Raw genomic sequence first — 244 nt, 5'->3', positions numbered from 1 at the left:
CCGAGTTCTCTCAAGCGCCTTAGAATACTCATCTCGCCCACCTGTGTCGGTTTGCGGTACGGTCTCGTATGACTGAAGCTTAGAGGCTTTTCTTGGAACCACTTCCGATTGCTTCGCGAACAAGTTCACTCGTCCCAATCCCTTGAATTATGTGCCCGGATTTGCCTAAGCACCTTCTATGAATCAGAAACTGACTATTCCAACAGTCAGACAACCTTCCGCGATCCGTCCCCCCATCGCATCA

At 50.4% G+C, this 244-nt stretch carries 1 rRNA gene; it reads right to left on the bottom strand.

Going from position 1 to position 244, the window contains the following annotated elements:
* A 23S ribosomal RNA gene (locus GTP27_RS23525) occupies positions 1–244 on the bottom strand; the annotation flags it as partial.

The sequence above is a fragment of the Duganella qianjiadongensis genome, from assembly GCF_009857915.1.
GTDB lineage: Bacteria > Pseudomonadota > Gammaproteobacteria > Burkholderiales > Burkholderiaceae_D > Rugamonas > Rugamonas qianjiadongensis.
The sequence above is the reverse complement of the archived record's forward strand: the minus strand, read 5'-3'. Positions and strand labels throughout refer to the sequence as shown.